Annotated in this window: 16 protein-coding genes and 1 pseudogene; 11 read left to right on the top strand and 6 right to left on the bottom strand. The window is 71.6% G+C overall.

The genetic code is table 11. The features are described from left to right. Position 1: 1 nt before the first annotated feature. Positions 2 to 715 carry a TenA family transcriptional regulator gene (locus M6B22_RS05680; protein ID WP_269444805.1) on the bottom strand — a complete coding sequence of 238 codons (714 nt, stop codon included), beginning with the start codon at positions 713 to 715 and terminating at the stop codon, positions 2 to 4. 215 nt (positions 716 to 930) lie between these two features. On the opposite strand from M6B22_RS05680, the gene M6B22_RS05675 reads away from it, so the two are divergent. Continuing rightward, positions 931 to 1,740: a YoaK family protein gene (locus M6B22_RS05675; protein ID WP_269445815.1), complete on the top strand. Its 810-nt coding sequence runs from the start codon at positions 931 to 933 to the stop codon at positions 1,738 to 1,740. A 43-nt stretch (positions 1,741 to 1,783) separates the two neighbouring features. On the opposite strand, the gene M6B22_RS05670 is transcribed toward M6B22_RS05675, so the two are convergent. Both M6B22_RS05670 and M6B22_RS05665 read right to left on the bottom strand, forming a co-directional pair. After that, the gene (locus M6B22_RS05670; protein ID WP_331459786.1) at positions 1,784 to 5,128 is read right to left on the bottom strand and encodes a bifunctional diguanylate cyclase/phosphodiesterase; all 3,345 of its coding nucleotides are present in this window, start codon (positions 5,126 to 5,128) and stop codon (positions 1,784 to 1,786) included. 212 nt (positions 5,129 to 5,340) lie between these two features. Then, entirely contained in the window at positions 5,341 to 5,514 is a 174-nt protein-coding gene (locus M6B22_RS05665; RefSeq protein WP_269444804.1) for a hypothetical protein, read from the bottom strand. 236 nt (positions 5,515 to 5,750) lie between these two features. Between M6B22_RS05665 and M6B22_RS05660 the strand changes: the two genes are divergently transcribed. Then, entirely contained in the window at positions 5,751 to 6,713 is a 963-nt protein-coding gene (locus M6B22_RS05660; protein ID WP_269444803.1) for a sigma-70 family RNA polymerase sigma factor, read from the top strand. 2 nt (positions 6,714 to 6,715) lie between these two features. Here the strand turns inward: M6B22_RS05660 and M6B22_RS05655 are convergent, their stop codons facing one another. The 3 genes from M6B22_RS05655 to M6B22_RS05645 form a co-directional block, all read right to left on the bottom strand. Beyond that, positions 6,716 to 7,006 (bottom strand): MoaD/ThiS family protein, encoded by a 291-nt coding sequence (locus M6B22_RS05655; RefSeq protein ID WP_269444802.1) that lies wholly within the window; start codon positions 7,004 to 7,006, stop codon positions 6,716 to 6,718. Next, positions 7,003 to 8,118, bottom strand: a complete 1,116-nt coding sequence (locus tag M6B22_RS05650; protein ID WP_269444801.1) for a WD40/YVTN/BNR-like repeat-containing protein — start codon at positions 8,116 to 8,118, stop codon at positions 7,003 to 7,005. Before M6B22_RS05650 ends, M6B22_RS05655 begins: the two co-directional genes overlap by 4 nt. 97 nt (positions 8,119 to 8,215) lie before the next feature. Continuing rightward, the gene (locus tag M6B22_RS05645; protein ID WP_269444800.1) at positions 8,216 to 11,257 is read right to left on the bottom strand and encodes a sensor domain-containing protein; all 3,042 of its coding nucleotides are present in this window, start codon (positions 11,255 to 11,257) and stop codon (positions 8,216 to 8,218) included. Positions 11,258 to 11,441: 184 nt separating this feature from the next. On the opposite strand from M6B22_RS05645, the gene M6B22_RS05640 reads away from it, so the two are divergent. The 9 genes and pseudogenes from M6B22_RS05640 (at position 11,442) to M6B22_RS05600 (ending at position 22,170) form a co-directional block, all read left to right on the top strand. Next, positions 11,442 to 12,491, top strand: a complete 1,050-nt coding sequence (locus M6B22_RS05640) for a LacI family DNA-binding transcriptional regulator (protein WP_269444799.1) — start codon at positions 11,442 to 11,444, stop codon at positions 12,489 to 12,491. Next, positions 12,488 to 13,426: a carbohydrate ABC transporter permease gene (locus tag M6B22_RS05635; RefSeq protein ID WP_269444798.1), complete on the top strand. Its 939-nt coding sequence runs from the start codon at positions 12,488 to 12,490 to the stop codon at positions 13,424 to 13,426. Before M6B22_RS05640 ends, M6B22_RS05635 begins: the two co-directional genes overlap by 4 nt. Positions 13,427 to 13,446: 20 nt before the next feature. Beyond that, entirely contained in the window at positions 13,447 to 14,277 is an 831-nt protein-coding gene (locus M6B22_RS05630; RefSeq protein WP_269444797.1) for a carbohydrate ABC transporter permease, read from the top strand. Between the two features lie 42 nt (positions 14,278 to 14,319). After that, positions 14,320 to 15,600, top strand: coding sequence for an ABC transporter substrate-binding protein (locus M6B22_RS05625; RefSeq protein ID WP_269444796.1), 1,281 nt, complete (start codon positions 14,320 to 14,322; stop codon positions 15,598 to 15,600). 98 nt (positions 15,601 to 15,698) lie between these two features. Then, positions 15,699 to 16,808, top strand: a complete 1,110-nt coding sequence (locus M6B22_RS05620; protein ID WP_407935649.1) for an ADP-ribosylglycohydrolase family protein — start codon at positions 15,699 to 15,701, stop codon at positions 16,806 to 16,808. An 8-nt stretch (positions 16,809 to 16,816) separates the two neighbouring features. Continuing rightward, a pseudogene (locus M6B22_RS05615) lies at positions 16,817 to 18,147 on the top strand (ADP-ribosylglycohydrolase family protein). After that, positions 18,144 to 19,034 (top strand): ribokinase, encoded by an 891-nt coding sequence (locus tag M6B22_RS05610; protein WP_269444793.1) that lies wholly within the window; start codon positions 18,144 to 18,146, stop codon positions 19,032 to 19,034. Before M6B22_RS05615 ends, M6B22_RS05610 begins: the two are co-directional and overlap by 4 nt. Further along, complete coding sequence (locus M6B22_RS05605; RefSeq protein WP_269444792.1) at positions 19,031 to 20,986, top strand: SUMF1/EgtB/PvdO family nonheme iron enzyme; 1,956 nt, start codon at positions 19,031 to 19,033, stop codon at positions 20,984 to 20,986. Before M6B22_RS05610 ends, M6B22_RS05605 begins: the two co-directional genes overlap by 4 nt. Next, on the top strand, positions 20,983 to 22,170 hold the full coding sequence (locus M6B22_RS05600) for a CaiB/BaiF CoA transferase family protein (RefSeq protein WP_269444791.1): 1,188 nt from the start codon (positions 20,983 to 20,985) through the stop codon (positions 22,168 to 22,170). The genes M6B22_RS05605 and M6B22_RS05600 overlap by 4 nt, the downstream gene beginning before the upstream one ends.

The following is a 22,170-nucleotide window of genomic DNA, read 5'->3' as shown; positions in this document are numbered from 1 at the left end:
CTCAGGCGGCGACCATGTCGGGCGCGACGTAGGTGTCGTAGAGCGATCGCGTGTAGGAGTACCGCATCTCGGCTCCCCAGCGCACGAACTGCAGGCAGCGCTGCTGCAGTTCGACGGTGTCGGCGTTCTCGAGCACGATCTGGAAGCCGCGCTCGCCGTGCACCACATCGGAGGTGATGTGCAGGTCGAAGAACTCGATCTCGTCCTCGGTGAAGCCGTAGACCTCGCGCAGCGGAATGATCTGCTTCTTGTAGATGCTCGGCACCTGCGACTCCAGGCCGACCACCATCGCCGCCGTGGCGACCGTGAAGTGCTCCCGCATCGACGTGGCGTAGCACCACGCCTGCAGGCCGCGTGTGACGGCGTTGGCATTGTTCGGGTCCATCACCCGCTCGCGCGTGGTGCCGCAGGCCTCGGCGAACCGGACGAGCAGGTCGGTGTGCCGGATGTCGGCGAGCTCCTCCTCGTACATGTTCTGCAGCAGGAAGTCCTTCGCCTCGGTGTACTGGTCCGGGGTGTTGCCGTAGATGTAGCCGAGGTAGTCCGCGAACGGGCCGACGTACTGGTAGTGATTCTCGGCCCACCGCGCGAAATGGTGCCGCTGCAGCTTGCCCTCGGCCCACGCCAAGCTGAACGAGGCGTTCTTCGCCTCGCGGCCCTTGATGGCATCCTCGAGCGCACTGCGGAACTCGTCCTTCGAGAGCAGCTCGGTCATCGTGATCGCTTTCCTCCTGTGAGAAGACCCGTGAACAGTTCTGGTCGTCGGCTGGTCATCGGCCCGGGGACGGTCGCCTGACGGCGCCCCGGGCGTGCTTCACGCTAAGCACGCCGGTAACCCCGAGCCACGGACAAGACGCACATCGAACGGCGCGAATAGTTGTGCATACAGCACGGGGTCAACGCCAGCACCGCGTTGCCATAGTGAGCGACATGCTTTTCGCGCGCAGGGACCGTGATCCGGCGGGCGCCGCGGACCGGGGGATCGCGCTGCGGCACGCCCTGGTCGTCGTCCTGACCCTGAACGCCGGGGCGACGGACGCGATCGGGTTCCTGGCGCTCGGCGGTGCCTTCACCAGCGTCATGACCGGCAACCTGGTGCTGTTCGGCATCTCGGCCGCCGAGGGCGATGCGTCGTTGGCTCGACACATCCTCACCGCCGTGCTCTGCTACATCGCCGGCTGCGTCCTCGGCGGCCGGCTGGCGGGGACTCCGGCCGGTGACCAACCGGTCTGGCCGCGGGCGGTCACCGTGGCGCTGAGCGTGGAGTTCGTCATCTTCGCCGCCTACGCGACCGGGTGGTGGCTGGCCGGCTCGGCCCCGACCGGGAGCGTGCAGCTCGGACTGCTCGCCGTCAACGCGCTCGCCCTCGGCGTGCAGAGCAGCAGCGTTCAGCGCTTCGGTGTCAGCGGGCTGTCCACGACGTACATGACCGGCACGCTGACCACCATGATCGTCCGGCTGACGTCCGGTCACCGATTGCGGGACGTCGCCGACAGCCTGCAGATCCTGGGTTCGCTCGTGGTCGGCGCCGTGGTCGCCGCCGCGCTGGCCGACCACGCCCCGGTACTGGCCCCGCTGATCCAGCTGGTCAGCGTCGGCGTTGTGCTGCTCGGCTCGGTCGTGGTCATGCGGCTCGGGTCGTCCACGACGGCTGGGCGTGCGGACCCGGCCGCCGGGCCGCGAGCCCGCGGCCGGACCGCGGACCGCGGGGCGGCCGAGGCGACGTCACCCGGCACCTGAGGCTCCGATCGCCGCTTCTCGAGCGCGTTCGCGTGGACCGCGCTCAGGCGCTGGCCTGCACGCCGCGCAGCAACTGCCGGCTGAGCAGGGCCTCCGGGTGCGGCCGGCTGTACAGGTACCCCTGCGCCGTCTCGCAGCCGTAGTCGGCGAGCAACCGCGCCTGCTCCTCGGTCTCGACGCCCTCGGCGACGACCGCGATGCCGAGGGCGCGCCCGATCTCGAGAACCGCCCGCACCACGGCTTCGCAGCTGGGGTCGGACCCGAGACCGCTCACGAACTTCAGATCTATCTTGAGCATGTCCACGGGGAGCTCGGTGATGCGCGCCAGGCTGCTGTAGCCGGTGCCGATGTCGTCGATCGCGATGCGCACGCCCCTGTCGCGCAGCCGATTCAGGTCCGAGCGCAGCGAATCCGCGATCAGCGGCATGTGCGTCTCGGTGAGCTCCAGGACGAGCCGGTCCGGCGGCAGCTGGTGCCGCTCGAGCGCACGGCGCACGTCGGTGATCAGCTGGCCGGATTCGAGCTGGCGGCCCGAGACGTTGACGTGCACGTCCGGCGCGCGGTCGCCGAGCCGGCGCATCCAGGTTGCGGCCATCCGGCACGACTCGTCCAGCACCCGGCGTCCGATCGGCACCATCAGCGGGCTCGCCTCGGCGACGTCCAGGAAGTCGCCCGGCGTCAGGATCCCGCGGCGCGGGTGGTTCCAGCGCAGCAACGTCTCGACACCGACGACCGACCCGTCGCTCAGGTCGACGACCGGTTGCCCGTACATCAGCAGGTCGTTGCCCGCCAGCGCCGTCTCCAGTTCCGGACGCAGCCGGGTGTCCCGCGCGGCGCGGGCCCGTTCGCCCGCGTCCGCGACCCCGATGCGGTCCTTGCCGGCCCGCTTCGCCGTGTACATGGCGGTGTCGGCCTCGTGCAGGAACGCGTCGGCGGTGGTTGCACGCCCGTGTCCCACCAGGGCGAGCCCGATGCTCGCGCTGATCGTGAACATGCCGGCCTGCAACTGGAACGGCGAGCGCAACGCGGCGAGCGAGCGCGCGGCGACCACCTCGAGATCGGTGTGATCGTGAATGTCGGTGCAGATGATCGCGAACTCGTCCCCGCCCAGCCGGCCGACGGTGTCGCCCTGGCGCACCGCGTCCTGCAGCCGCACCGCCGCTTGCACCAGCAGCTCGTCGCCGGCCACGTGACCGGCGCTGTCGTTGACCTGCTTGAAGCCGTCGAGGTCCAGGTACAGCAGGCCGACCTGGCGTCCCGACCGGCCGGCGCCGGCGAGCGCGTGCTCGAGCCGGTCTATCAGCAGTGCCCGGTTGGGCAGCCCGGTGAGCGAGTCGTGCAGCGCGAGGTGCTTGAGCCGCTCCTCGGCCTCCTTGCGTGCCGTGATGTCCTCGACGAGCGAGATGCCGTACGGCGTGCTGCCGTCGGTGGGGTGCACGACCGCGCACGAGAGCATGCCCCACACCATGGTGCCGTTGGCGTGCCGGTACTGCTTCTCGCGTCGCATCTGCGGCAGCTCGTCGCCCGCCTGCGCCGCCAGCACTGCGTCGATGTTCACGGCGTCGTCGGGATGGGAGATCGCGAAGACGTCGCCGGCGAGGATCTCCGACTCGTCACGGCCGAGGTAGTCGCACATCGCGGCGTTGACCTTCAGGATCCGTCCGCGGTTCTCGGGCGCGAGGCTCGTCAGGTACATGCCGACCGAGGCTGCGTCGAAGGCCAGCCGGAAGCGCTGCTCGCTCTCGCGCAGCTGCGCCTCGGCCTTGCGCTGCGCGGTCACGTCGCTGATCACGCCGAGGAAGCCGGACAGTTCGCCATCGTTGTCGCGCATCTCGCTGATCGTGAGCAGGCAGGACAGCCGCCGGCCGTCGCGCGTGCAGTACGTCCACGGCACGGTGCGGCTCTTGGAGCGCTGCACCCCCGCGAGCAGGGCAAGCACCGGCCGCTGCGGGTCGACGCCGTACTCCTGGACCCGCGCGGTCAGCTCGTCCGGCTCGTGGATGAGCGTGGCGCTCTTGCCGATCATCTCCTCCGCCCGGTAGCCGAACATCTTCTCGGCGCCGGCGTTGAACACGGTGACCAGCCCGTCGAGGTCGGTCCCGACGATCGCCTGCTCTCGCACCGCGCTGAGCACGCTGCGGTACAGGTCTCGCGCGGCCGCCAGCTCGCGCTCGGCGAGGCGGGCGTCGGTGACGTCCTGCGACGTGCCGCGCAGCCGAGTGAGTTTGCCGGCTGAGTCGAACTCGGCGCGCCCACGGGCGTGCACGTAACGCAGCTCGCCGTCGCTGCGCATCATCCGGACGTCGAGGCCGTACGGTTCGCCGGTGTCCGATGCGGTCCGGATCGCGGTCCGCAGCGCGGGCCGATCGTCCTCGTGCACCAGATGCATGAAGTTCGCCGTGCTGGGCGCGTGCCCGCCGGCCGCCTCGCCGTCGGCGGGCTCCAGGCCCAGCAGCCGGTACATCTGCCGTGACCACATGACCTCGTCGTCGCCGACGGCCCATGTCCAGGAACCGAGCTGGGCGAGGCGCTCGGCCTCGCTCAACAGGTTCTCGCGGTCGATGATCGCGGCCATCGCACTGTCGTGCGCCTGCGCGCTGAGCACCATCACGAGCGTGGCGACCGATAGCGAGGCGAGCAGCGCCTGGATGGACCACTGGCGATGGGCGATGTCGCCGAAGACGGCGAACGAGCCATGGCCGGCGAGTGCGATCGGCGTGGTCACGAGCCCGATCACGACGACGCCCAGCATCGCGCGCAGCGGGCCGAGCCGCGCCGCGCCCCAGAGCACGGGCAGGAACAGCAGGAACGGCCAGATCCCCATACCGGGGACTGCGCAGCTGGCCGCGGTGATGAGCATCGTCGCGGCCAGCTGCGCAACCCACTCGACGTTGCGGCGGCGATCACGCAGTTCGGTCCAGGCGAGGTGGCCGAGCGGCAGCAGGAGCAGCGGGGTCATCATGACCAGGCCCAACCCGTTGCTGAGCATGTAGCCTCGCGTCGCCGGCAGCCACGGTGTGCCGTCGATCGCGCAGCGCACGGCGACGCTCGCGCCGACGCCGCCCATCGCGGCCCCGATCGCGACGAGCAGCCGCACCCCGTCACCGATGCTCGACAGCAGTACCGAGCGGCGGCCACGGCCGGTCAGGACCGCGGCGGCGACGGCGCAGCACAGGATGTCGGCGAAGACGAAGCCGACGGTGGCGCTCAGCGACAGCCCGGACCACAGGTTGCTCACCGTGTTGCCCGCGGTGATCGCGACGAGCAACACCGGCCAGCGACGGCGCGGCGAACGCGCCAGCACCGCGACGGCGATGCCGGCGGCCGGCCACCACGCCTCGGTCGCCGTTCCCGGATGCGAGAGCAGGCGCAGGGCAACTTGGCCCATCAGCGCGACGGCAGCAGCGAGCTCGAGGGGTGCCAACCATGGCACCCAGCGGACGGCCAGCCTGCTGTGCACCTGCCTGTCCCGTCTTCTCGCCCCGACGCGTCAGCAGACAATCGGCTGCTCGTGGCCGAAGCTGAGGCCGTGGTGCCGGGAGCGCGTGCTGCTCCCGGAGGGCGGGTGTGGTCGGCCACGCGTCCGGCCGTCACCGGTCGTCAGCCGGCGCGATCGAGCCGCTGCCGGACATCGAGGCGGGCCAGGTCGGCGGCTGCCCGCCCGGCGCCCCAGCCCGCGGCGTTCGACGCGCTCACGCCGCGGGCGCGGACCTGCGGGACCAGTGCGGCCAGTGCGGCGTCGACGGCCTGCGTGCGCTGCGCCAGCACTGGCACGAGCGCGGGGGTGCTGGTCGGTGTGCGCGCCTGCGGCCGGTGCGGTCACCAGCGCAGCGACCGCGGCCCCGGCAGCGAGTGCGGTCACGGCCGTCCGAGTCTTCGACATCCGCATGATTGACGCCCCTTCCGGCGAGCGGCGCCGCGCTGCTCGCAGGCGCCGTCGACCACGGTCACGGGCCGGCGGCCGGGTCGGTTCACGGGCGCTTGTCCGGACCGGCACGTACCATCCCCGCATGACGCTGAGCCAGGCGCCCACGAGCGATGAACTGGAACTGCACCGGCGGGAGCTGACCGGGTACTGCTACCGGATGCTCGGCTCGGCGTACGACGCCGAGGACGCCGTGCAGGAGACGATGATCCGCTCCTGGGAGGCGAGTGGACGCTTCGAGGGCCGCTCGAGCGTGCGCTCGTGGCTCTACCGGATCGCCACGAACGTCTGCCTGGACATGCTGCGCGGCCGCAAGCGCCGCGCGGCGCCGGTCGAACTCGGTCCGGCCTGCCCGCCGGTCGAGGAGTCACTGGCGGGGGTGCTGCCGGAGGGGTCGTGGGTCTCGCCGATCGCCGACGAGCGGGTGCTACCGCCGGAGTCGGACCCGGCGGAACTGTTCGAGCGGCGCGAGAGCATCCGGCTCGCCTTCGTCGCGGCGCTGCAGCACCTGCCGCCACGCCAACGCGCCACGCTGATCCTGTGCGAGGTGCTGCGCTGGCAGGCGAGCGAGGTCGCCGCCCTGCTCGACACGAGCGTCGCCGCGGTGAACAGCGCGCTGCAGCGGGCGCGGGCGACCCTCGCGGACGTCCAGGCCGGCCAGCCGGAGTTGGACCGCGACCAGTCCGACCTGCTCGCGCGCTACGTCGACGCGTTCGAGCGCTACGACATCGACGCGTTCATCGAGTTGCTGCACGAGGACGCGATCCAGTCGATGCCTCCGTTCGCGATGTGGCTGCGCGGCGCCGCGGACATCGGCGCCTGGATGCGCGGGGTCGGTGCCGGGTGCGAGGGATCGCGGCTCATCACCACGTCCGCCAACGGGTCCCCGGCGGCAGCCCAGTACCGCATCGACCCGCAGGGCGGGTTCAGGCCGTGGGGTCTGCACGTGCTCGACGTCTCCGACGGCCGGATCTGCGAGATCCACACCTTCCTGGACGACGGCCGGCAGTTCGCGCAGTTCGGCCTGCCCACGCACCTGCCCGGCTGACGTCAGCCGCCGGCCATGGCGCCGATCACCAGGTACGGTTCACGTCCCTCGGCGACCGCCGCGGGCAGCGGTGTGTCCGGCGACTCGTGCGACAGGTCCTCCTCGCACGCGAAGAACCGGACGAACGGGCGGCGCAGCCCGGTCCGCGGGTCACGGATCGTGCCGCGCAGCGCCGGGTACTGCTGCTCGATCGCGTCGAGCACCGCCCGCTGGGTCGCCGCCGCGTCCACGGCGATCTCGCGTTCGCAGTGGGCGAGTTGACGCAGGTGCGCCGGCAGCAGAACCCGGATCATGGCAGCGTCTGCACCTCGACCGAGAGCACGGCCGGCAGGTCGCGCACGATCGGCGCCCAGTGTTCGCCGGAGTCCGCCGACGCGTACACCTGGCCGCCGGTCGTGCCGAAGTAGATGCCGCAGGAGTCCAGCGAGTCGACCGCCATCGCATCGCGCAGCACGTTCACGTAGCAGTTCTCCTGCGGCAGCCCGGCGGTGAGCGGTTCCCACTCGTTGCCGCCGCTGCGGCTGCGGTACACCCGAAGCTTGCCGTCCGGCACGAAGTGGTGCGAGTCGCTGGTGATCGGGACGACGTACACGGTGTCCGGCTCGTGCGCGTGCACCGCGATCGGGAAGCCGAAGTCGGTCGGCAGGTCGCCGCTGATCTCGGTCCAGCTGTCCGCGCCGTCGTCACTGCGCATGACGTCCCAGTGCTTCTGCATGAACAGGGTCCGCGGCCGGGACGGGTGCATCGCCAGGTTGTGCACGCAGTGGCCGACCTGCGCCGCGGGGGAGGGGATGCCGTCGGAGAGCAGGCCGGCGTTGACCGGCTGCCAGGACTTGCCGCCGTCCTCGGTGCGGAACACGCCGGCCGCCGAGATCGCGACGTAGATGCGGTCCTCGTCGGCCGGGTCGACGATGATCGTGTGCAGGCACATGCCGCCGGCACCGGGTTGCCACTGCGGGCCGGACCCGTGTTCGCGCAGGCCCTCCAGTTCGGTCCAGGACGTCCCGCCGTCCACGGTCTTGAACAGCGCCGCGTCCTGGACGCCCGCGTAGACGGTGTCCGGATCGGTCGCGGACGGCTCCAGGTGCCAGACCCGGGTGAACTCCCACGGCCGCAGCGTCCCGTCGTACCACTGATGGTTGCCCGGCACGCCCGCGTACGTGAAGTCGTTGCCGACCGTGTTCCAGCTGGCGCCGCCGTCGTCGGATCGTTGGATGACCTGCCCGAACCAGCCGCCGGACGGGGCCGCGTAGACCCGGTCGGGATCGGCCGGCGAACCGGCGACGTGGTACACCTCCCAACCCGGGAAGTGCGGGCCACTCACGTCCCACGCCTGTCGCTTCTCGTCCGACGTCAGCACGAACGCTCCCTTGCGGGTGCCGACCAGGACGCGTACTCCACTCATACGCCACCTCCTTCAGGTTCAGACGCGCGGGCGGCCCGAAACTCATCGCTCGCCCCAGATCCTGACCCGCGGCGGCGGTCCGGGCAAGCGCCGGTGCTCAGGCGGTACGGCCCAGCGGGCCGGCGTCCAGCGGGCGGTGCCCGAGCTCGCATCCGCGGTCGAGCAGCCCCGGGAGCTGGTCGGCGGGCACCGGCCGGCTGAACAGGTAGCCCTGCGCGTAGCCGGGCCCCATCGCCGCCAGCTCCCGGCGCTGCTCGCTCGTCTCGACGCCCTCGGCGATCCACTCGAGGCCCAGATCGGACGCCAGCCTGACGACGGCGCGCACGATCGTCGAATCGCCGCTGTCGGAGGTCATCCCGCTGACGAACGAGCGATCCACCTTCAGGTGCGAGACGGGGAAGCGCCGCAGGTAGGTCAGTGACGAGTACCCGGTGCCGAAGTCGTCCAGCCCGATCACCACGCCGAGTTCGCTGAGCCGGACCAGTTGCTCCAGCGTCGCGTCGTCGGCCTCGAGCAGCGCGGACTCGGTGAGCTCCAGGGTCAGGGCCTCGGTGGGCAGGCCGGTGTCGCCCAGGGCGTGCAGCACGGTGTCGGCGAGGTCGGCCCGGCTGGCCTGCTGCGCGGCCAGGTTCACCGCGACGGTCAGCGGGCGACCGGTCCGGTGCCGCAGTGCCGCGATGGTGCGGCAGCTCTCCTGCAGCACCCAGGTGCCTATCGGCACGATGAGCCCGCTCTGTTCGGCGACCGCGATGAACCGGTCCGCCGTCACGATGCGGCCCGTCTCGTCGCGCAACCGGACGAGGGCCTCGAAGCCGACCACGTGGTCGTCGGCGAGGTCGACTATCGGCTGGAAGTACACCGCGAGGCGCTGCTCGTCGAGGGCGTTGCGGAGCGCGGCCTCGGTGCGCTGGTACTCGACGGTCTGCTCGTGCAGGTGCTCGTCGTACACGGCGTGCCGGTCCTTGCCGAGCCGTTTCGCCTGGTACATAGCGGTGTCCGCGCGCTGCAACAGCTCCTGCGGCGATTCGGCGTGGACCTGGCCGCCGGAGATGCCGATGCTCGCGGTCACCTGCGCGGCTCCCGACTTGGTCGTGATCGGCACCGTAAGCGAGCTCTCGATCCGGTCGGCGACCCGCCGGGCCGTCGCGTAGACCTCGCCGCCGTCCGGGTGCCCGGTGGTGCGGCAGAGGACCACGAACTCGTCGCCGCCGAAGCGTGCGACGAGGTCGGACGGGCGCACCGCCGCACGCAGCCGCGCGGCGACCTCGACCAGCACCTCGTCACCGACATCGTGCCCGCGCGTGTCGTTGATCAGCTTGAACCCGTCCAGGTCGATGAACAGGACGGCGCAGCTGGAGTCCGCCGCACCCATCGCCGCGAGTTCGCGGGCGAGGAACGTGCGGTTGGCCAGCCCGGTGAGCCCGTCGCGTTCGGCCTGCTGGCGCAGCGCCGCCTCCGCGGTACGCCGCGCGGTGATGTCCTCGATCTGAGCCAGCAGCACCCGCGAGCCCTCCGAGCCGTCCATCCAGACCAGGGTCACCTGTGCGATGACGGTCGCCCCGGACGAGTGCAGCAGCCGTAGCTCGCGGCAGTGCCGCCCGTCGGTAGCGGCGGCGGCTGCCGCCCCCGCCGCGTCGATGAGTCCGGCGTCGTCGGGGTGCACGATGTCGCGCGCCGCGGCGCCGACGAGCTGCTCGCGGGTGCGGCCGAGCAGCTGGCACAGTGCCTCGTTGACGTCGCGGTAGGTGCCCTCGTCGCCGACGGTGAGCCCCATCGCCAGCGGCGAGGAGTCGAACACCGAGCGGAACCGGGCCTCGCTCTGGCGCAACCGCCGCGCCGCGGCATCGCGCTCGATCACCCGGGCACACTCTCCGCCGACGAGTGCCAGCAGGTCGGGGTGCCACGCTTCGTCGCTGTCGCCCACGGCGAACAGGAGCGCCAGCCGGCCACGCGGGTCGTCGCCGCCGAGCGGCACCACGACGAGCGGGCGCGGTCCGTCGGCCAGCAGGGCCGGCTCCTCACCGCGCGGCGCGGCGAGAGCGGCCGCCGCGGCGCTCAGACCGGCCCCATCGGTCTCGTGCCGGCAGCTCGGCCGGCCGGCGCCGCGGCTGGGCCACTGCACGAGCGCGCCGCCGGTCCAGCCGAAGTGGGCGCAGACCGTCTCGATCAGGTGCGGGACGAGCTCGTCGAGCGTTCCGGACTCGTTCGCCGCGGTGGCGATGGAATGCAGCAGGCGAAGCCGATCGGCGGCCTCGAGCGCCCCGTCGTGTGCCCGTTGCAGCTCGACGCGGGCACGTTCCTCGTCGGTGATGTCCACGACCATCGTCACCCACCAGCGCGGCGCGCCGTCGGCGCCGGGCAGCAGCGCACTGGTGACCCGGATCGGCACCCAGTGCCCGTCGCGGTGCTGCAGGGCGCGTACCACGCTGACCCGCACCAGCCGGCCGGCCAGCAGCGCCTCGGCCTCCTCGCGCAGCGTCTGGTGGAACTGCGGGGGGACGAAGTCGGTGATCGGGCGCCCGATCATCTCCTGCACCGTGTAGCCGGCCATGGCGGCCATCGGCTCGTTCACCGACTCGATCAGCCGGTCCATGCCGACGAAGACCTGGCCCATCGGTGCGTGCTCGAAGACGCCGCGGAACCGCGTCTCGGACTCGAACCGCGCTTCGCGGCCGGCGCGGCGCTCGTCCTGCAATTCGGTCGTGTCGATCGACAGCCCGCCGATCGCGAACGCAACGCCGTCCGGGTCGATCAGCGGGAACTTGTGCGAGACGAACTGCCGCACGGACCCGGTCGCGTCGAGCGCCGTCTCGGTGGTGATGTACGCGCGCTCGCCGCGGAGCACGAGACGATCGGTCGCGAGGTGGGCCTCGCCGATCTCGGCACCGAAGAGATCCGACGAGGTGCGCCCGACGATCTCGGACACCGGCCGGCCGACGAGCTGCTCGAAGCCGTGGTTGGCCAGCAGCATCCGTCCGGACAGGTCGCGGACGTACATGACGCCGCCGGCGCAGGTGAGCAGGCCTTGCAGGTAGGCGAGCATGGCGTCGGCGCCGGTGCCCGCCTCGACGAACGGCAGCAGCCCGGGATGCGACTGTGCGAGATCGGGTTCGGGCGGCACAGGGCCGTAAGGGAACACCTGCGTTGCCTCCGTAGCGCCGTCGTGGACCTCCGACAGGTCCAATCGGCACGAGGGGGACAAAACTGAGCGCGCACTGCGCGGTACGGGTCTTGACAGCGGTGGCCGGTCGCCTCCAAGATATTTGGAAACGATTGCAAGAACGTTTCCAAAGTCCGTGTGGCCCCGGCGAGAGGATCAGCGCGTGCAGCCGCCGCAGCACCCGACCCTCGTCGAGGTGGCAGCTGCCGCCGGGGTGTCGGTGGCCTCGGCCTCGCGCGCGTTGTCCGGTGCGTCGGCCAGCCCGAAGATGGTCGAGGCGGTGCGGCGCGCGGCCGCCGAACTCGGCTACGTGCCGGACGCGTCGGCCCGGTCGCTCAAGGTGCGCCGCACCGAGCAGCTCGCGTTCGCGGTCGCCGACCTGGGCAACCCGGTGTACGTGGCGATGATGCGCGCGATCGAGGGCGTGGTCCGGGCGGCCGGCTACCGGCTCGTCGTCTCGGCCACAGGTGCCGACCCGCAGATGGAGGTCGAGGTGATCCGCGGCATCAACCGCGGCTATGCCGACGGCCTGATCGTCAGCCCGATCCGGATCACCGACGAGGTGGTCACCGAGATCCGGCGCGCGCGGGTGCCGGTGGTCGTGATCGGCACGCTGCCGGCGAGCACCGGCATCGACAACGTCCGTACCAACTCCGCGCGCGGTGTCGGGCTCGCGGTCGCGCACCTGGTCGACGGCGGCCGCCGCTCGATCGCGTTCGTGAACGGGCCGCAGGACACCGTTCCCGGCGCCGCCCGCGCCAAGGGCTTCGGCAAGGCGATGCAGGCCGCCGGGCTGGCTGTCGCCGACGGCCAGACGGTCGGCGCGACGGACTTCACCCATGACGCCGGTGACAAGGCGACGACCGACCTGCTCGCGCGCTACCGGCCCGACGCGCTGATCTGCGCGAACGACCTGCTCGCGATCGGCGCGCTGCGCGCGTTGCGCGCCGCCGGCCTGCGCGTGCCCGACGACGTCGCGGTGGTGGGCATCGACAACACCGAGCTGGCCGAGCTGGCGACGCCCGCCCTGACCAGCGTCTCGCTCGGCTCGGAGGAGCGCGGCCGGATCGCCGCCGCGATGCTGCTGGACCGGCTCGGCGAACGGGGCCGGCCGCCCCAGCGTGCGTCCGTGTCGCCGCGGCTCGTCGTGCGCGCATCCAGCGACCCGGTCGCGCCACCTGCGTCGTCGCCGCGGAAGCGCAAGCAGCCGTGACCACCGTCGAAGCGCCGTCGACAGCGGCGCAGCCGACCACCGCGCCGCGCCGCAGACGGCGCGGCAGGGGTGATCGCGACGCCTGGCTGCTGGTGCTGCCCGCGCTGCTGCCCGTTCTGGCCCTGAGCGTCGTGCCACTCGCCCGCGGCGTCTACCTGGGGTTCACCGACTCGCGCGCGGGATTGGGCATCCCCACCCACTTCGTCGGCTTCGACAACTTCACCCGGCTGTTGCACAACAGCCTGTTCCTCGAGTCGTTCCGCATCGGCCTGGTCTGGGCGGTGTCGGTGACGGTGATCCAGTTCGTGCTCGGGCTGGGCCTGGCCCTGCTGCTCAACGAGGACCTGCACCTGCGCTGGCTGGCCCGCACGCTCGCGCTCGTCCCGTGGGCGATGCCGCCGGTGATCGTCGCGATCATGTGGCGACTGTTGCTGAGCCCCACCGTCGGCCCGATCGACGAGACGCTGAACAAGCTGAAGTTGAGCCAGACGCACATCAACTGGCTGGGTGACTTCAACACCGCGCTGCCCGCGGTGATCGTGGTCGGCGTCTGGGTGGGCATGCCGCAGACGACGATCACGCTGCTGGCCGGGCTGCAGGGCATCCCGGCAGAACTGCACGAGGCCGCGATGGTCGACGGTGCCACCACCTGGCACCGGTTCGTGCACATCACCCTGCCGCACCTGCGACCGGTGATCTTCGCCATCACCTCGCTCGACTTCATCTGGAACTTCAACTCCTTCGGCCTCGTCTACGTGCTGACCGCAGGCGGACCGGGCGGCAAGACGATGCTGCCGATGCTGTTCGCCTACAACGAGGCTTTCCGGTACGGGCAGTTCGGCCGCGCTGCCGCGATGGGCGACGTGATGGTGGTGCTCGTCGTGCTCTTCCTCGGCCTTTACCTGCGGGCCGGCCTGCGTCGGGACGCCACGTGAAGGGCGCCCGGCGAGGGGTAGTGCGCAGGCGACCGGCCACCAAGGCGGCGCAATACGTGGCGCTCGCCGCCTACCTGATCTTCCTCGGCTTCCCGCTGCTGTGGCTGCTGTCGATCTCGCTCAAGACGCCGCGCGAGCTCGCCTCGATCGCGCCCAGCCTGATCCCGCACCACTTCCAGTGGAGCAACTACCACGACGCGCTCGAGGCGCAGGGGCTGTTGCGTTCGGCGCTCAACAGCACGATCGTCGCGGTCGGCGCCACGCTGCTCACGATCGCCGTGTCGCTGCCGGCGGCGTACGCGCTCGGGCGGTTCAAGACCCGGCTGCGTGGCATCGCCACCGGCTGGATCCTGGTCAGCCAGCTGTTCCCGGTCGTGCTCATCGTCATCCCGCTGTTCATGATCCTGCGCTCGCTGCACCTGCTCAACTCGCTGCTCGGGCTGACCCTGGTGTACCTGGTGTGGACGCTGCCGTTCGCGCTGTGGATGCTGCGTGGATACGTCGCCGGTCTGCCGGTCGACCTGGAGGAGGCTGCCGCCGTCGACGGCGCCGGCCGCTTGCGGGTGCTCGTGAGCATCGTGTTGCCGCTGCTGCGTCCGGGCATCGTCGCGACCGCGATGTTCGCCTTCATCTCCTCGTGGAACGAGTTCTTCTTCGCCCTCGTGCTGCTGCGTGGCAGCACCCGCACCCTTCCCTTGACGCTCGCCCGGTTCGTCGGCTCCGAGGGCCAGGTCAGCCTCGGGCCACTGGCGGCCGGGTCGGTCCTGGCCACGATCCCGAGCCTGCTCGTGTTCGCGCTCATCCAACGGCGGCTCACCTCCGGGCTGCTCGCCGGCGCCGTCAAGGGATGACCAGCCCAACCCACTAGAGGAATCCGCACCGAAGGAGCTCAGATGAGAACGAGAAGGACCGCCGCGCTCGCGGTGGTTGCGGCCACCGCGGCGGCGCTGATGAGCGCCTGCAGCTCCAGCGGGGGCGGCGGCAGCAACAACGACAAGGTGACGCTCCGCTTCCAGAGCCTCGCCTTCCAGAAGCCGACCGTCGCCGCTGTGGCGAAGATCGTCGAGACGTGGAACAAGGACCACCCGAACATCCAGGTCAAGCTCGACCAAGGCAGCTGGGACTCCGTGCACGACCAGCTGGTCACCCAGTTCGAGGGCGGCACGGCACCGGACATCATCCACGACGACGCCGCCGACATCGCCGGCTTCATCCAGCAGGGCTACCTCGCCGACCTGAGCGACAAGCTGTCGAGCGAGGTGAAGAAGTCGGTGCCGAAGGGTGTCTGGGACACGGTGAGCAACGACGGCAAGATCTACGCCGCACCGACCCTGCTGCAGAGCTACGTCGTGTTCGCGAACACCGACCTGCTCAAGGCCGACAAAATCACCGTCCCGTCCGGTGACACGCTCAGCTGGGACGACCTGCAGTCGATCGCCAAGCAGGCCACGACCGGCGGGGCGCACGGCCTCGGCTGGGGGCTGAAGTCGCCCACCGCGACCATGATGACGCTGGGCCTGAACTTCGACGGAACGTACTTCAGCGGCAGCGGCCAGGACGTGAAGATCAACGTCGGCGACAACGAGAACCAGGTGCCGCAACGCATTCACGCGATGGCCTACGACGACAAGTCGATCGACCCGACGTCGCTGACGCAGTCCGGCACCGATGTGCTTCCGACGTTCTACGCCGGCAAGGTCGCCATGGTGGTGGGCGGCAACTACGTCGCCCAGCAGATCAGCGAGCAGGCCCCGAAGAACTTCCACTGGGCCGTCCTGCCGCCGCTGTCCGGAACGTCGGCCAACCAGGCCGCCGACCCGCAGGTGCTCGCGGTGTCGCAGGCGAGCAAGCACGCCAAGCAGGCGGCGCAGTTCATCGACTACTTCATGTCGGCGGACAACCTCGCGTCGGTCGCCCAGGGCGACTGGCTGATCCCGACGACCGATGCCGCGCGCCAGGCGGTGCAGAAGGCGACCGGCGGCGCCAGCGGCTGGACGCAGACCCTGGCGGGGGCGCAGTACATGGTGTCGGCCCCGTTCCAGAGCGCGACGAACTACCCGCGCTGGAAGGACCAGATCGCCACACCGGCGTTCCAGCAGTACCTGGCCGACAAGATCAGCCTGGATGGCCTCGACAAGAAGTTGTCCGACGGCTGGACTCAGGTCAACCAGTAGCCGCTCGGCGGGGCGGCCCGGCGATCCCCGGGCCGCCCCGGCCGGCGAGATGATGGAGAGCAGACGTGAGTCTCCTGCAGGACAAGGCAGTCGGCGCGATGGCCGGAGCCGCCGTCGGTGATGCACTCGGTGGTGCCACCGAGGGCTGGACGCCCGAGCAGATCCGCGAACGGCACGGCGGCTGGGTGACCGGCATCGTCGGCCCGTTCTACGCGAACTGGCAGGACGCCCGGCCGATCGCGCCGTACCACAAGGGCGACGGGCACGTCACCGACGACACCCTGATGACCCGGGCGCTGGTGGACGTGTACGCCGCGCGGCGCAGCCACCTGGACGCGTACGCCATCGCGTCCGACCTGGTGCCGTTGCTGATCCAGGACAAGCGCTGGGTGCCGGAACTGGAGGCCGAGTCGCTGCTGCTCAGCCGGATCTTCCTGGCCGAGAAGTGGCTGGTCGCGCGGCTGCACTACGGGCACGTCGACCCGCGCGAGGCGGGTGTCGGCAACATCGTGAACTGCGGCGCCGCGATGTACATGACGCCGGTCGGCGTGGTGAACGCGGCGGACCCCGCCGGCGCGTACGCCGAGGCGATCGACATCGCCGGCGCGCACCAGTCCAGCTACGGGCGCGAGGCGGCCGGCGTGTTCGCCGCGGCGGTCGCGGCGGCGATGGCACCGGACGCCACCGCGGAGTCGGCCGTGAGTGCCGCGCTCGAGCACGCCCACGACGGCACGCGCGAGGCCATCGAGGCGGTGTGCACGGTGGCGCGCACCCAGCCCGACTGGCGGGCCGCGATCCCGCAACTGCGCGCGGCGGTCGCGCCGTACGACACGGTCGGCCCCGACTACCGCGCGCCGGGCATGGACGCGCGCCGCCCGAGCCGGACCAAGGCGATCGAGGAGTTGCCCGTCGCGCTCGGCTTCGTGCTGCTGGCCGGCGGCAGCTATCCGGACGCGGTGCTCGGCGCGGTCAACTACGGCCGGGACGCGGACTCGATCGCCACCATGGCCGGCGCGGTGTGCGGCGCGCTCGGCGGGCTGGCCACCGTGCCGGCCCAGTGGCGCACGGACGTCGCGACCGCGAGCCGCATCGACATCGAAGAGCCCGGCCGGGTGCTCGCCGCGCTCGCGGTCGAGCTGCACCAGCAGGATGCGCGCCGGGCCGCCGAGCGTGCCGCTGCGCTGGACAAGCTGACGGACGCCGGCTGAGCGGACCGATGAGACTCACCTGGAGCCGCCCGGAGGACCTGCTCCCGCACGCTCTCGTGCAGGCTGCTGCCGAGGGCGTCGGGGTCGAGGACGTCGCGCAGCGCTGGACCGCCGCCGGTGGCCCGCTCGAGCCAGAGGTGAGCGGCGCGTCCGAGGACGCCGCGCTGGCCGCGCTGCGTCCGCTCGCCGCCGAGCTGCTCGACGAGATCGACCGCCGCACCGCACCCGCCCCGGACATTCCGAGTTCCGCGAGCGATGACCGGACAGCCGGCGGGAGAGTGGACTTCCAGCGCGTCCTCGGCGGCTGGCTCGGGCGCGCCGCCGGATGCCTGCTCGGCAAGCCGGTGGAGAAGATCCCGCGCGAAGGATCCGCGCCATCGCCGAGGCCACCGGGAACTGGCCGGTGCGTGGCTACTTCACCGAAGTCGGCCTGCCCGCCGGGATCGCGGAGCAGTGGCCGTGGAACCGTCGCAGCCGGCCCACCAGCCTCGTCGAGAACATCGCCGGCATGCCCGAGGACGACGACCTCAACTTCGCCATGCTCGCGCTCGCGCTGCTCGAGCGGCACGGCACCGCGTTGCGCACCGAGGACGTCGCGCAGGCCTGGCTCACCGAACTGCCCGCCGGGCGGGTGTTCACCGCCGAGCGGGCCGCGTACCGCAACCTGCTCGACGGGGTCGAACCGGAGCGGGCCGCCCTGGTGCGCAACCCGTTCCGCGAGTGGATCGGCGCGCTGATCCGTGCCGACGTCCACGGCTGGGCACACCCGGGCGACCCGGCCGCGGCCGCGCGCAGCGTGTACCCGGACGCCTGGCTGAGCCACCGCCGCAACGGGCTGTACGGCGCGCTGTGGGCCGCGGCGACGAGTGCCTCCGCGGTCGTCGCCGACAACGTCGATGCCGTGCTCGAGGCCGGACTGTCCGTCATCCCGGCCGACTGTGCGCTCGCCGCGGCGGTGCGGCGCGGTCAGGCCCTCGGGCGCTCGGGCCGGCCGCTGGACGACGCGCTCGACGACCTGCACGCCGCGTACGGGGGCCTGCACTGGGTGCACGCCGTGAACAACGCGGCGCTCATCGCGTACGCGCTGTCCGCCAGCGGCGGCCAGTTCGTCGAAGCCGTCGGCATCGCCGTGATGGGCGGCTGGGACACCGACTCCGCGGGCGCGACGACCGGCGCGATCTGCGGCGCGCTCGCCGGCGCGTCGGCGCTGCCGCAGCAGTTCGTCGGCCCGCTGGAGAACCGGATCGCGAGCACGCTGCCCGGCTTCGACGGCATCGCCATCGACGAACTCGCCCGCCGTACCGCCGCGCTCGCCGACCGGCTGCGGGACACCCGATGACCCGGATCGCCGTACTCGGCAGCGCCAACATGGATCTGGTGGTACGCGTGCTGCGTGCCCCGAAGCCCGGTGAGACGGTCACCGGCAGGTCGTTCAGCACGGTGCCCGGCGGCAAGGGCGCCAACCAGGCGCTCGCCGCGGCCCGGGCCGGCGGCACGGTGAGCTTCCTCGGCGCCGTGGGCGACGACGCGTACGGCGTGCGGCTCCGCACGCTGCTCGCCGACGAGGGCATCGACGTGTCCGGGCTGGTCCGAGTACCCGGGCCGAGCGGCACCGCGCACATCCTGGTCGAGGACGGCGGTGAGAACTCCATCGTCGTCGTGCCGGGCGCGAACGGCACGGTGCGTTCGCTCACCGACGCCCATCGCGAGCGCATCGCCGCGGCGGACGTGCTGCTGCTGCAACTGGAACTGCCGGTGGAGGCGATCGCCCAGGCGGCGTCCTTCGCGCGGGGTGCCGGCGTGCGCACGGTGCTCACACCGGCACCCGTCACCGCACTGCCGGACAGCCTGCTCGCCGACGTCGACCTGCTCGTCCCCAACCAGCACGAGGCCGCCGCACTGACCGGGTTGACCGACGTCGAGGCCGCCGGGCGAGCGCTGCAGCGGTACGGCTGCGACGTCGTGATCACCCTCGGCGCCGACGGCTGCCGCTGCTTCGGCGCGGGTGACTCGTTCGCGGCGCCCGCGTTCCCCGTCCCCGTCGTCGACACCACCGCGGCGGGCGACACGTTCGTGGGTGCGCTCGCCGCGGCCGGCACGAGCGATGTGCGCGCCGGTGTGCGCCGCGCGGCCGCCGCCGCAGCGCTGAGCGTGGGGCGTACCGGCGCGTCCGCCGCCATCCCGTACCGCACCGAGATCGACCAGTTCCTGAAGGATCATCCGTGAGCCCATTCCTGAACCCGTACGTGCCGCGCGCGCTCGACCTGTTCACCGAGGTGCCGCTGGAGCCCGGCGCTGACCTGTCCGTGCTCGACGACGCGAAGATCCTTGCGCCACCGAGCGATCCCGCGCAATGGCCGCGCTGGCGGGAACAGCTGAAGCGGTGGCGCGACGGCGCGCGGCAGCGGCTGGCCTACGACGGAACGCGCTACGACACCGAGCGCGGCGACTGCTTCGTGATGGACGTCGCGTGGCTGTGGGACGAACTGCTGTACGACCACGACGCCGGCAAGTTCACCGTCGACAAGTACCTCGAGCACGCCGAGCGCGAGTTCGGTGGCTTCGACGGCGTGCTGCTCTGGCACGCCTACCCGATCGAGGGTGTCGACGACCGCGACCAGTACGCCTACTACCGCGACGTACCCGAACTCCCCATGCTCGTACGGCAACTGCAGGACCGCGCCGTGCGCGTGTATGTCGTCATCTACCCGTGGGAGTCCAGCGAGCCGGCCGACGTGCGCGCGCTCGTCGAGTGGACCGGCGCCGACGGCGCGTTCTTCGACAGCGTCAAGGAGGGCGCGGCCGAGGTTCGCAAGGAACTGGACGAGCTGCGGCCGGGCATCAGCATGGAGGCCGAATCGCGGCTGCCGGCCAACCGGCTCGCCGACCACACGATGTCGTGGGCGCAGTGGTACGCCGACTCGACCGTCCCGGGAGTGATGCGGGCCAAGTGGTTCGAGCGAAGGCACATACCGCACCACGTGCGCCGGTGGAACCGCAGCCATCTGGAGGAGCTGCAGTCGGCGTGGCTCAACGGCGCCGGAATTCTCGTCTGGGAAAGCGTGTTCGGCGTCTGGGTCGGGTGGAACGCGCGCGACCGATCGGTGCTGCGCGCGATGCGGCGGGTGCATCGCGAGTACGCGCCCTGGCTACGCACCGAGACCTGGACGCCGCTCGCGGATCACCCCGGTGGCGACTGTCCGGTGTACGCCTCGCGATGGGAGCATGACGGAATCGCCTTGTGGACGCTGGTGAATCGCAGCGCCGAGGACTACAGCGGGCCACTGCTGCGGGTGCGGGGTGCCGCGATGTTCACCGAGCTCACGTCCGGCATCGAACTGGTCGTCAGCGGCGAGGGCGGTGCGCGCGTCGTGAGTGGCGACCTGCCCGCCGGCGGGATCGCGGCCGTGCTCGCCACCACGGCTGCCGATCGACCTGAGCCTGGCCGTACGCCGCACGACCCGGACGCATCGTTCCCCGCCCGCATCGCCGAGCGCATCGTGCACCTGGCGCCGCCGGTGCCCGAACCGCCTGCCGGGACAGCAGTCGTTGCGGGCGGGCGGTACGAGCTCACCGTGCACCACCGCGCGCGCGAGACCGGGCTGTACGGCGAGACACCGTTCGTCGAGGAGTGGAAGCCGCTGCCGCCGCGGCTGCACCACACCGGCACGCTGCTGCGCACCGCGCGCCTGCAACGCTTCGCGATCGAGCGGCACGAGGTGAGCAACGCGCAGTACGCACGGTTCCTCACCGAGACCGGCTACCGGCCGCGGCGCGCGGAGCGGTTCCTCGCCGGTTGGGTCGACGGTCGGCCCGCGCCCGGCACCGGCGACGCGCCGGTCAGCTACGTCGACCTCACCGATGCGCGTGCCTACGCCGCCTGGGCCGGGATGCGCCTGCCCACCGAGGACGAGTGGCAGGTGGCCGCGGCCGCCGGCGTGATCGAGCGTGCGCGGCCGCTGGTGTGGAACCTGACCGAGAGCGAGCACACCGACGGCCGCACCCGGTTCTGCATCCTCAAAGGCGGCGCCGACTACGTCAACACCGCGTCCGACTGGTACTTCGAGGGTGGCCCGAAGCCCCCGGACGTATCGGCGAAGTACCTGGTCGCCGGCGCGCTGGTGTTCCGCTCGCCGTCGATCGGGTTCCGCTGCGCCGTGCCGGTGGACGAGCGATGAGCGCGCCGTTGCGCGGCATCCGTGTCCTGGAGACGGCCACGCTGTTCGCCGGCCCGCTCGCCGCGACGCACCTGGGCGACTTCGGTGCCGACGTGCTCAAGATCGAGCACCCCACCAAGCCGGACGCCGCGCGCGGCCACGGGGCCAGCAAGGACGGCGTCGGGCTGTGGTGGAAGACGATCGGACGCAACAAGCGGATGGCCACGCTCGACCTGTCGCAACCGGAGGGGCAGGACGTGCTGCTCGAGCTTGCCGAGCGTGCCGACGTGCTGATCGAGAACTTCCGTCCCGGCACGCTGGAACGCTGGAACCTCGCCACCGATCGGTTGCTCGCGTGCAACCCCGGCCTCGTCCTGGCGCGGGTGACCGCGTTCGGGCAGTTCGGTCCCTATTCGGCGCGTCCCGGCTTCGGGTCACTGGCCGAGGCGATGAGCGGGTTCGCCGCGGTCACCGGTCAGCCGGACGGGCCGCCCACGCTGCCCCCGTTCGGGCTGGCCGACGGCATCACTGCGCTGGCCACCGCGTTCGCGATCATGACGGCGTTGCGCGAACGCGACCGTACCGGGCGCGGTCAGGTGATCGACATGGCGATCATCGAGCCGATGCTGTCGATGCTCGGCGGCCAGGTCACCGTGTACGACCAGCTCGGAACCGTCGCGCCGCGCCTGGGCAACCGGTCGGCGAACAACGCGCCGCGCAACACCTATCGCAGCCGTGACGGGGCATGGCTGGCGGTCTCGACTAGTTCGCAGAACATCGCCGAACGGGTGATGCGCCTGGTCGGGCGCGACGAGGTGATCGGCGAGCCATGGTTCGCCACCGGTGGCGGCCGCGCGGCGCACGCCGACGAGCTGGACGCCGCGGTAGGTGGCTGGATCGCCGAGCGCGACGCGTCCGACGTGCTGGCCGCGTTCGAGCGGGCGCAGGCGGCCATCGCGCCTGTGTACGACGCGAGCGGCATCGTGACCGACCCGCAGTTCGCCGCGCTAGGGACGATCTCGACCGTTTCGGACGCGGACCTCGGCCCGGTCAAGATGCAGAACGTGCTGTTCCGCCTGTCCGAGACGCCGGGCCGGATCCGCTGGACGGGGCGGGCTCACGGTGCGGACACCGACGCGGTACTCGCCGAACTCGGCCGCACCGCGGAGGAGATCGACAAACTCCGCGCCGCGCAGGTGATCTGA

The organism is Jatrophihabitans cynanchi, assembly GCF_027247405.1.
GTDB classification, from domain to species: Bacteria; Actinomycetota; Actinomycetes; order Mycobacteriales; family Jatrophihabitantaceae; genus Jatrophihabitans_B; species Jatrophihabitans_B cynanchi.
Note: the sequence above shows the minus strand (reverse complement) of the source record. Positions and strands in the feature narration are given on the sequence as shown.

What these genes read in the sequence shown, in the direction of transcription:
- M6B22_RS05680 (WP_269444805.1), bottom strand. Translation starts at nt 715, where the DNA reads ATGACCGAGCTGCTCTCGAAGGACGAGTTCCGCAGTGCGCTCGAGGAT.
- M6B22_RS05675 (WP_269445815.1), top strand. Translation starts at nt 931, where the DNA reads ATGCTTTTCGCGCGCAGGGACCGTGATCCGGCGGGCGCCGCGGACCGG.
- M6B22_RS05670 (WP_331459786.1), bottom strand. Translation starts at nt 5,128, where the DNA reads ATGGGCCAAGTTGCCCTGCGCCTGCTCTCGCATCCGGGAACGGCGACC.
- M6B22_RS05660 (WP_269444803.1), top strand. Translation starts at nt 5,751, where the DNA reads ATGACGCTGAGCCAGGCGCCCACGAGCGATGAACTGGAACTGCACCGG.
- M6B22_RS05655 (WP_269444802.1), bottom strand. Translation starts at nt 7,006, where the DNA reads ATGATCCGGGTTCTGCTGCCGGCGCACCTGCGTCAACTCGCCCACTGC.
- M6B22_RS05650 (WP_269444801.1), bottom strand. Translation starts at nt 8,118, where the DNA reads ATGAGTGGAGTACGCGTCCTGGTCGGCACCCGCAAGGGAGCGTTCGTG.
- M6B22_RS05625 (WP_269444796.1), top strand. Translation starts at nt 14,320, where the DNA reads ATGAGAACGAGAAGGACCGCCGCGCTCGCGGTGGTTGCGGCCACCGCG.
- M6B22_RS05620 (WP_407935649.1), top strand. Translation starts at nt 15,699, where the DNA reads ATGGCCGGAGCCGCCGTCGGTGATGCACTCGGTGGTGCCACCGAGGGC.
- M6B22_RS05610 (WP_269444793.1), top strand. Translation starts at nt 18,144, where the DNA reads ATGACCCGGATCGCCGTACTCGGCAGCGCCAACATGGATCTGGTGGTA.
- M6B22_RS05600 (WP_269444791.1), top strand. Translation starts at nt 20,983, where the DNA reads ATGAGCGCGCCGTTGCGCGGCATCCGTGTCCTGGAGACGGCCACGCTG.